Here is a 10,243-nt window from a genome sequence, read left to right on the forward strand (position 1 = left end):
ATCGAGAAGTTAAACAAAATTGTGGTATTGAACGCTGTCAGGCTCGCACGAGCCGAGCGCAAAGAAATCATATTTTTCTCGCTATTTCTGCGTGGTTTGAACAACATAAACGTCGTATATCTGAAAAAATAACCCTTTATCAACAAAATTGGGACGTAATCAAAAATGCTATTGCTGAGCACATCCGTGTTTTATTAGCGTACCCAAATTAGTTTTGTGCGAAACTCGTGAATTTTTATTATTGCTATTTTTATTATTTTCATAGCAACAGGTTAGAACTGCTTGTTGCATAAAAATTCACCTTTATACATAATACCGCTCTACTTAACGTCTTGAAAAAGGTGATTTATGTATGTTTCTTCTAAACAAGAAGATCTCGTGAAAGCTTTTAAAGCTTTGCTCAAGGAAGAAAAATTTAGCTCCCAAAGTGAGATCGTTATAGCACTTCAAGAGCAAGGCTTTGAAAATATAAACCAGTCAAAAATTTCTAGAATGCTGACAAAGTTTGGTGCGGTACGTAACCGTAATGCTAAAATGGAAATGGTTTATTGCCTACCTGCTGAACTGGTTGTTCCCACAACAACTAGCCCGCTAAAAAATTTGGTATTAGATATTAACTACAATCAATCAATTGTGGTTATTCGTACTAGTCCTGGCGCTGCACAGCTCATTGCTCGTTTATTAGATTCGTTAGGAACTTCAGAAGGAATTTTAGGTAGTATCGCCGGCGATGATACCATTTTTTCTACCCCAACTTTGGGATTTTCCACCGAACAACTTTATGAAGCCATCTTGAATTTGTTTGAACAAGAGTTGTAAAAGCCAAAGTTATCGTGCTGATCAGCGCGATAATATGAAATGAATCGTTCTCTTGATCAGTAAAAATAATCCAACTATTAATCTTGGCCTAATTTGGCTAAACTGCACGCACACAAGGAACACGATTCCTTACAAAATCTCTATAAAATTAGACTCAGGACCTTGGTCATGAAAACATTAGACGAATTTATCGTTGAAAAACAACATGATTTTCCTCATGCTACGGGTGAACTTACCGCATTATTATCAGCAATTAAATTAGGTGCAAAAATCATTCACCGCGATATTAATAAAGCCGGTTTGGTGGATATTTTAGGCGCAAGTGGTGCCTCTAATGTTCAAGGCGAAGTTCAAATGAAACTTGACCTATACGCTAGTGAAAAATTAAAAGCCGCTTTGAAAGCGCGAGGAGAGGTTGCTGGCATTGCCTCCGAAGAAGAAGACGAAATCGTAATTTTTGCTGGTGATCGGGCAGAAAATGCCAAATATGTTGTGCTAATGGATCCATTAGATGGTTCATCGAATATCGATGTAAATGTTTCCGTTGGAACTATTTTCTCTATTTACCGCCGTATTACACCAATTGGCCAATCAGTTACTAAAGCAGATTTTTTACAACCGGGCCATCAACAAGTCGCTGCCGGCTACGTTGTTTATGGTTCTTCAACCATGCTGGTTTACACAACCGGTTATGGTGTGCATGCCTTTACCTATGATCCTTCTCTAGGCGTCTTCTATCTATCTCACGAAAAAGTGATGTTTCCACCACAAGGCAATATGTATTCAATCAATGAAGGAAATTATAGTAAATTTCCATTAGGGGTAAAAAAATATATAAAATATTACCAGGAACAAGATCCCGCAACGCTTCGCCCTTATACCACCCGCTATATTGGCTCTTTGGTAGCAGATTTTCATCGAAATTTACTAAAAGGTGGGATTTATATTTATCCAAGTACGGCAAGTCATCCTAAAGGTAAATTACGCTTGCTATATGAATGCAATCCGATCGCCTTTTTAGCCGAACAGGCTGGAGGTAAAGCAAGTGATGGTACTAATCGAATTTTAGATATCGTCCCAGAACAACTACATCAACTTGTACCTTTCTTTGTTGGAACAAAATCTATGGTAGAAAAAGCCGAATGCTTCATGCTTGAATTTTCAGTTAATGAATAGCATCCTATCATACGCAATAAAGGCAAACGATCCGGCCTTTATTGTTAAGCTTATTTTTATAGTGATAGTGAGTTTTTGTTTCGTTTACGGCTATAATAACCGCTACTCAATTTTTAGCTTTAAATAAAGGACATTTTTTATGAGCCTAAATAATGTACCGGCAGGGAAAGAGCTGCCTGAAGATATCTATGTTATTATAGAAATTCCCGCGAATGCGGATCCGATAAAATATGAAGTAGATAAAAAATCTGGCGCCATCTTTGTCGATCGTTTTATGTCTACCGCTATGTTTTATCCCTGTAATTATGGTTATATCAATCATACTCTCTCCCTGGATGGCGATCCCGTTGATGTTTTAGTTCCAACACCTTATCCACTACAACCAGGAGCAGTAATTCGTTGTCGCCCAATCGGGGTATTAAAAATGACCGATGAATCGGGTGAAGATGCAAAATTGGTTGCGGTGCCTCATTCTAAATTAACTAAAGAATATGAACATATTAAAGATATTAACGATTTACCTGAATTATTACGCGCTCAAATTAAACATTTCTTTGAACACTATAAAGATTTAGAACAAGGGAAATGGGTAAAAGTGGAAGGTTGGGAAAATGTTGATGCGGCAAAAGCTGAAATTCTCTCTTCTTTTGAACGCGCAGCTAAAAAATAACCATTATAGAGTTTTAATTAGATCCCCTTTATCAGCGATAAATGGGATCTGGTTAGAAAAATTTATTTGCTTTTTCCATCACGTTTTAGCCAATCACCGCTTTCAATTCGGCGTAAACCATCTACCGAAAGTTTATAAAGATAAATCCAAGCATTACCATAAGGTGTAGGTATCAATTTTCTTTCATAATCCTGAGAATTCCTTTTTAATTCATCAAGTTCAGTCAAAATGGATGGTGTAATACGATAAACTTCACACTCTATCGTCCCTTCACCTCGTATTACTGCAGGGTAATAACCTAAGTCATAAATCTCATAACCTTCCAACCTATATTCTCCTAACAGCTGAGCATAGGTCATCCAATGATGATTTCCCTGATTACGCCTTAAACTACCATAAACAATTATACGCATAATTAAAACTCAAACTGATAAAGCAGATCTAATGCCTGGTCAACGCCAGACACAGCTTCTAGATACAATTTTGGCATCAAACGATAACGTAGCGTTAATGTAGCAAGAGAATTAAATATCCCTACGCCATATTTAACTTGCAAATCATTAGTTATCTTACCACTCACGACAACTTGAGATTGGTCACCAACGCCCTGAGTATCTAATGCTAAGTCGGAAACACCAAATGTTTCACCAATACTTCCCAATAATTTTCCGCTCTTGGAAACTCCCAGACTAATCAGCAAAGCAGCCATATGAGTACTATCTGCGCCACTACTATTTAACCCTTCACCTCTCAGTAAGTAAGAAAGAGCTTCTTCCTGCGATTTAACTGGCTCGGAGAAAATCGTTGCTTTTGGCTTATCAGCCAAGCCTGTAACTCTCACCCCCGCAATCACATTATCATTGGTACTATCTGGATTGCGGATCGCTTCTACATTTAAGAATGGCTGATCAACAGGGCCGGAAAATAAAATTTGTCCTTTTCGCACAATTAGATCTTGCCCATATGCATGAAATCGACCTTCAGGAATATCAATCTGGCCATTTAAACCCAGCCCTTGCTTATCTTGGATAACTTTCAATATTCCTGTTAATCGCGCTTTTAAGCCAAATGCATCCAAACGAACATCATTTCCAATTTTAATCTGTAGATTAGTTAATATCGGAATTGATATACCTTTTTTCTCAATTGGATGTAAATTTGCATCTAACATCACCTCATCTGATGAAACGCCTACTGCTGATTCTGGTAATTCTTGTACCGTAATACGTGCCCAAGGAATATTTACATTGCCATTGAGACTTAATAAATTAGGCGTAGCTTCAAAAACAATATCCGGCTCCACGTCAATACGAACCATTGGCGGTAATGTTATCCGCAATTTGTTACCTGTGGCAGAAATTCTCGCCTGCCAGGCTTTAATATTACGCCAATCCGCTTCTCCAACTAACTTCAAATAACCTTCAGGTGTATTAATACGTCCGATCAATTGAGAGCGAGTTCCCATAAAATCCAGTTTGAGGAACCCCTGATTGATATCAAATGGAAACCAGTGTCCTTTTGCTGCTACATTAGAAAGCGCCAAATTACCATTTAATAACGGCTGCTTCATATTACCAGATAACCTTAAATCAGCATTCAAATTGCCATCTAACCTTTCACCATTACTTAAAATCGGACGAATTAAGGCTAATGAAATATCGTTAATATTAATACTACCCGATAATCTACGACTTTGTTCCAGATCGTCAATCCGTATATTGCCTGAAAATTTGCCATTATTGGTAATTTGTATTAACCACTGTAATACTGCCTTACCATTAATCATGTCTGCATTTAAGCTTAGCGTTTGAAATTCAACGGGTAACAATGATCCTTCAATCAATTGTTTGATTTTGACGCCATTACCAAACAAATTTACTTTCACCTGCGGTGAATGCCCATCGGCATACCAACTCACTTTCGCATCACCATCAAAACTGCCAGTTAGCTGAGTTTCCGCTGGCAAAAAGGGTTTGAGTAGTGCTAAATCAAACTGCTGTAGCAGAATATCTGCATTACCGGATTTACCAATTTTAGCCATTTTAGACAAACAAAAACGCCCTTTAGTATTTAACCAACAATGAGGCGAAACTGTGACTTCCTGTTGCTGATTGGCATACTCAATCGACACCGCCCGACTTAACTGCCATTCACCGATCAGGGTGTTAAATAACGTATTATCTAACACACCTTGCCATAACGCTTTCTGTCGATCAAAACTGCCTTTCAGGGTTAAGTGACCTGAAATGGGTTTTCCATCGATATTGATGTTAACACTATGCTGCTGTTCATTACCTTTAGCATCCAAGGTGAAATTATGAACAACTAAATCTGCCTGTTTCAACTGCTGAACAGCAGCGGTTAGTTGGCCATGGATCTGTTTATCAGAACGGATATCACCTTGAATAGTTGCTTTATCGATAGCTAAGCTATCTTGCCATTTAACGCTATGAGCTGCGATATCAACCAGTAATTGAGGTGACTTTAAATCACCACGTAATTTTAATTGTCCTTTTATTACTCCGGCTAAACCAGGTAATACTCCATCGAGAGCTGGCGCATCAATTATCCCATCTAGTTGCCAGCTGTCACTCAAATGTCCATTAATATCTAATTTGTTGCGTCCGAGTAATATATTGAAAACGGGAATGTTCCATTGACCTGCAGCATTGCCACTTATCTGTCCGCGTGTGCGTAATAAATTACCTTTTACATTACCATCAAGGGTAATTTCAGGAATTTTTAATTGCCAGCTACCACCATGTAAACTGCCGGTCGTGACGATTTTACCCTGCAATTTAGCTGGCCATTGTGGCCACTGTTTTGCAGTATTAATATCGGATAAAGTTAATAACCCATTCCAACTTATCGCTTTACTCCAATCGATAATACCGGTTAATTCTGTTTTTCCCTGCAACGCATTCAATCGCAAACGCGTTAACCGAAACTGTTGTTCATTCCCTTTAGCATCAAGCGTTAACAACGTCGGAGGCAAATCCCGTCCATTAATATCAGTTCGGAATGAGAGATCATAACCTGTCACCATACCATTTAAACGTAAACGTAGATCTTTTAAACGATATTCTGGCTCACCTTGTAGTGGCCAATTAAGCTGCTGACTCTCTAAGGTTAATTGAATTGGCAATCCTGCCTGTGATAAGGCTGCTTCAGCGACCAAATTAGCCTTGATGGGACCCGTTAAACTTAACATTAATTTAAGTTGTTGTAATAAAGCCCCCTCAAGTTTTAAATCAACTTGTTGCCCTTTAAGATCGTTAAGATAGGATTCAGCTTGAACAGCAATATTGACCGGCCACTGCTGAGCCAAATTAGCATCACCGGTAATAGTGATCTTGCCTTCTGGCATCACAACAACAAATTGTTTGATAGCTATCTGCTGATTTTGTACGCTAGCCATTAATGTCAAATTATCAATTGCCACCTTAGTATCACCACTTAAATGCCAGCTTACCCCTCGGATCTGCTCGATATTAATATCGATAGGTAAAACGACTTCAGGTAAGTTAGCTAATAAGGGCTCAGCAAATAATGCTTTTAATGTTTCCGCGGGTGATTTATCGGCTACCTGATCGCTGGTTTTTATTACTGCTTTTGCTGTGGCTTTATTTTCTTCCACTAAAGTTTTTGGCAAATTAACCACTAACCCATTAATTGTCGTTGGTTTAATTGTTAACTGATTAGCTCGCCAATCAGCCGCCATGGTTAATTCAGCCAGCGAAATCTGGCTGTTATCGAGCTGAATATTGATATTTTTTAGTGTTAACTGATTTAACAAAATAGGATAGGGCGTTGACAATTTAGTCAATAGAGTTGAGTTGGCTGGCTCTTCGGTAGATGCAAAGGCTTTGCTATCAATCTTAACATCGACGCCGTCAGTTGAAATATTATTAACACACAATTGAAAACGTTTTAAACAGTTAACTTCGAGTGAAAGATTAAACTTATCAACATCAACATTAATACCCTTGGTTCGATAACGAACTCCCTGCAAATTTAAATCACTCCAGCCACCGGAAATGGTCGCAATTTCTAATCCTGGCAACCAACGGACTGCCGTATTAAGGGCAAAATGTAAGCCTGATTGGGTGGTAACTATCCAACCAATCATCGTTAATAATATTAGTAACAAAAACAATAAGACCAGGCTAATGCGTTTTACCCATTTCATAGTTCAGCACCTAACCCAATATAAAATTGTACTTTGCTATGATCAGGATCACCGACCGGCGCAGCAATATCCAGTTTAATAGGCCCAACCGGTGAAACCCAGCGAATACCAACGCCAGCGCCAACTTTAAAATTATCTTTACTAAAATCATTTACCGCCTCACCACCATCAACAAATATTGCGCCACACCAGTTACCTGTCACATTATATTGATATTCCAGTGAGCCAACGGCTAATTTTGAAGCACCGGTTAATTTTCCTTGGCTATTGGTGGGTGATATTTTTTGATAACCATAACCTCTAATACTGCGATCACCACCAGCAAAAAAACGCAGATCAGGTGGGACTTTGTCAAATCGATTAGTTTCTATCCAACCAAGATGGCCTCTTACCACAAAACGATGCCCTTTCCAGGGTGTTCTTATCCAAACATTTTGTGCTTGTAATACCATAAAATCGATATCTGAACCCCAAGTAGTATTAGAAATATCAATCCTATATCGCTGGCTATCCCCCCAATAGGGCATAGCACCACCTCGTTGTCGTATCCGGCTAAGGCTGGCTCCAGGATACAGAAGCATGGTAGTATTGGTTATATTTGCCTGGGTAAAATGGCTAAGACTCCAGCGCAAATTAACGCCATATTGCCAACCTTTATAATAATCCCAATTCCTTAATAAATTCAGGGTGGTGGTATCAGACTGAGTATCATTTAGATCAGTTCGTTTAAAGCCCGCCTGAACGGCATAATATTGTTCTAATGGACTCTTTTTTAGCGGAATTTTATAGCTGGCATCAATAATTTGTTCAGGTTGCGAAAGACTAAGGCTGGAAGTAAAACTCTGTCCTCTAGAATTAATCCAGGGTTTATTCCAAGTAGCTTTGACTCGGGGACCTACATCGGTCGAATAACCACCACCTAATTCAACATGATTACGCGCACGTGGCGTTAATACTGCGTCCATTGGCAGAATATGCGTGCCTTTTTCACGAGCTTTAGTAATATCAGGGGTCACAATTGCGGAATTGAACCAACCGGTATTGACTAACCGTTGATTGAATTCAGCCAATTGTTCAGAGGCGTAATAGTCTCCCTGTTTAAAGGGAACAATATTATTTAGATAATCTTCGCGAATTTGAGAGCCTTCATATTTGATGGCACCGAAGCGATAACGCTCGCCACTATTGAAATCAAATATCCAGTAAGAAGCCCTGTGAGCCAATGAGACCCCTAACTGACTTTTTTCCATTTCTGCATCAAAATAACCTTTACGCACCGCCAGCCGACTAAATCCCTGTTTCAAATCATCATAATCGCTATGATTAAGAATAATTCCTTTTGGTGGCGTATTGCGAGCTATCATTTCCGCATAATCTTTATCATATCTAGCCGCCCCATTTAACGTTATACTAACATTTTCAACATGAACAGGTTTTCCAGGATCAACTTTGGCTGTCAAAACGGGTCGGGAAGGAGGCTTAAATTCCTGATAAGAGAATTCAATGGTGGGTTCATAATAACCTAACGGCCTTAACCCTAAACGAATTGCTTTATCAACTCTGACCTGGAAACGGCCATCTGGGGCAATTTCATCCTGAGTGATATTTGAGAGCTGAATACGAACGTTTTTTTCAAGTTCTCCTGTCAATCCTTCAACTTTTAAACGAAGATTGGCACCATTGGCAACTGACACTACCATCGACATACAAAGAAAACAAAGCAAACAATATCTTGGCACGCCAACTCCTAATGGAAAATAGACTTTATAACGATAAAAAACTCACTCATTTTGGTTAAATTAAACAAGATATACAAGACATTAATAATAAATAATGCAATCTTTCTCTGTCCATTTAAGCCCCAATAATGGCTATTGAATAGCACGCTAAAACATTTTTAACTGATAAGACTATCGGTCTGTTTATTTTTATACCGTCAAGCCAAAATTTATGCACGAAATACCTTATTAAAAAATAGCAACTTTCTTGCAAAAAAACGAAATGCAAAACATTTTCTTAACCATGAAAAAGTTTAGAAAGGCACATAAATAGAAGATAGACTGAAAAAATAATTACCACCTAACCACAAATTTTAGTCACTATCTCACCGTTAAAACAGATAAATACAGTCAAGTGGATATATTAGAATTGATCACTACATTTGTTCAATTAACAGTCAGAATATTCTAATTCGTCTGAACCTCTTCACTCCCTGGCAATACAATCTGTTTTGTATCTATTAGTTCAATAAAAGAAGCGGCTTTAATCGATAACGGGCGATTAGCCGCAGGATTAAATAATAAGCTAGTTACGTCTGGACGTGAATAATGCCCGACCGGATCGGCGATCGCTTTGGCGAAGGTAATTGAAGCAGGGTCAAGCGTAGCTAACAGTAATCCTTCCTCATTTTCTGCCAAGGGGGGGGTTGTTAGCTCACTGCCATCTGGACCAAATATACGTGCATAGCCGCCACCTGCTTTTAACAAGTTCCGTTTAGTTTTATCTGTACATCACGAGTTTCGCACAGGCATATAAAATTCTAAAAATGGCTTAAAAGCAATGATTAATCTGCAAGTTACTAAAAAACATMAATYTTSKWRRMNTTASAAYMASKWGWAYKKGMKYWAYWAGSTWWNTKWCNTAKTYRYNATRNTSMTGNTGWAYTWARYWKAAWWNATWGAKNCNGWWWWTYWATYSSTSCKAAACTYGWRNGCAGATAGAAAACGAGCAGCTTTACGCATGGAATCCATGTCAGAAGAACAATTTAGAGAGATTTTATCCAAAATTGAAATCAGTACCCGAGAAACCATGTCAGAAGTAGATCACTCTGATCCTAACATCCGGGCCAGAGCCTGAAATAGGTATTGGCCCAGTTAAAATTTTTTGTAAATGCAATTTAAAGAACATTAAAGCTTGCTTGTAGTGGTATCAAATATTTTACTTCTAGGCGAAGAATTGTTTATTTTTTAAGCATTGGTATCAAATCATAAAATCGCTTAAAACCTCAAGAAATCCCATGAGTTCCCGCCAATTCCCGGATATTCCCACAAGTATCAAATAAATTACTTCTCTATATTAAAAGACAAGCTAAAAAGCGGTCAGCTACATAAAAAATTGAAAGCGGAACTGAGCGAGTAAATTAAAGGGGGTGGATCAGTTTTACTTTAGCAAAGTGGATCAGAATTCAATTGGCATTGACAGGCAACACCTACAAGCGCGCTGATAGCGCGCCTCGAGAGACTACCCAGTTCTGGAACTTCCGGCTAGCAACGCGGCAACCGTCATTGTACCAACTCCTTTAATACTGCTCAGTCTGCCAGCCAGATCTTTAAAGTGGTTCATTATGTGGCTGTTCATATCCTCATCGATTCTGGCAAGTTCATCTTCCA

The 10,243-nt window shown here is 38.6% G+C and carries 7 protein-coding genes and 2 pseudogenes; 4 read left to right on the forward strand and 5 right to left on the reverse strand.

Annotated elements, in window-relative coordinates; all coding sequences use genetic code 11:
* From CBG25_RS06755 to ppa, 4 genes and pseudogenes are all read left to right on the forward strand, one after another.
* Nucleotides 1-212: pseudogene (locus CBG25_RS06755) on the forward strand (hypothetical protein); the annotation flags it as partial.
* Between the two features lie 136 nt (nucleotides 213-348).
* Complete coding sequence (gene argR, locus CBG25_RS06760) at nucleotides 349-819, forward strand: transcriptional regulator ArgR (protein WP_290605528.1); 471 nt, start codon at nucleotides 349-351, stop codon at nucleotides 817-819.
* 168 nt (nucleotides 820-987) lie between these two features.
* Nucleotides 988-1,995 carry a class 1 fructose-bisphosphatase gene (gene fbp / locus CBG25_RS06765; protein ID WP_290605530.1) on the forward strand — a complete coding sequence of 336 codons (1,008 nt, stop codon included), beginning with the start codon at nucleotides 988-990 and terminating at the stop codon, nucleotides 1,993-1,995.
* Nucleotides 1,996-2,134: 139 nt separating this feature from the next.
* Nucleotides 2,135-2,665, forward strand: coding sequence for an inorganic diphosphatase (gene ppa / locus CBG25_RS06770; protein ID WP_290605531.1), 531 nt, complete (start codon nucleotides 2,135-2,137; stop codon nucleotides 2,663-2,665).
* Nucleotides 2,666-2,727: 62 nt separating this feature from the next.
* On the opposite strand, the gene CBG25_RS06775 is transcribed toward ppa, so the two are convergent.
* From CBG25_RS06775 to CBG25_RS06795, 5 genes and pseudogenes are all read right to left on the reverse strand, one after another.
* Entirely contained in the window at nucleotides 2,728-3,078 is a 351-nt protein-coding gene (locus CBG25_RS06775) for a gamma-glutamylcyclotransferase (RefSeq protein ID WP_290605532.1), read from the reverse strand.
* A gap of 2 nt (nucleotides 3,079-3,080) precedes the next feature.
* Nucleotides 3,081-6,854 (reverse strand): translocation/assembly module TamB domain-containing protein, encoded by a 3,774-nt coding sequence (locus CBG25_RS06780; RefSeq protein ID WP_290605534.1) that lies wholly within the window; start codon nucleotides 6,852-6,854, stop codon nucleotides 3,081-3,083.
* A complete protein-coding gene (locus tag CBG25_RS06785) occupies nucleotides 6,851-8,593 on the reverse strand; it encodes an autotransporter assembly complex family protein (RefSeq protein WP_290605536.1) in 1,743 nt (580 codons plus the stop codon). The genes CBG25_RS06780 and CBG25_RS06785 overlap by 4 nt, the downstream gene beginning before the upstream one ends.
* Nucleotides 8,594-9,040: 447 nt before the next feature.
* Entirely contained in the window at nucleotides 9,041-9,340 is a 300-nt protein-coding gene (locus CBG25_RS06790) for a hypothetical protein (protein WP_290605541.1), read from the reverse strand.
* A 714-nt stretch (nucleotides 9,341-10,054) separates the two neighbouring features.
* Nucleotides 10,055-10,243, reverse strand: a pseudogene (locus tag CBG25_RS06795) (transposase); the annotation flags it as partial.

The sequence above is a fragment of the Arsenophonus sp. ENCA genome, from assembly GCF_002287155.1.
Classification (GTDB): domain Bacteria; phylum Pseudomonadota; class Gammaproteobacteria; order Enterobacterales; family Enterobacteriaceae; genus Arsenophonus; species Arsenophonus nilaparvatae.

Excerpts from the sequence above, each read along its gene's own strand:
- argR (WP_290605528.1), top strand. The coding sequence starts at position 349 with ATGTATGTTTCTTCTAAACAAGAAGATCTCGTGAAAGCTTTTAAAGCT.
- fbp (WP_290605530.1), top strand. The coding sequence starts at position 988 with ATGAAAACATTAGACGAATTTATCGTTGAAAAACAACATGATTTTCCT.
- ppa (WP_290605531.1), top strand. The coding sequence starts at position 2,135 with ATGAGCCTAAATAATGTACCGGCAGGGAAAGAGCTGCCTGAAGATATC.
- CBG25_RS06775 (WP_290605532.1), bottom strand. The coding sequence starts at position 3,078 with ATGCGTATAATTGTTTATGGTAGTTTAAGGCGTAATCAGGGAAATCAT.
- CBG25_RS06780 (WP_290605534.1), bottom strand. The coding sequence starts at position 6,854 with ATGAAATGGGTAAAACGCATTAGCCTGGTCTTATTGTTTTTGTTACTA.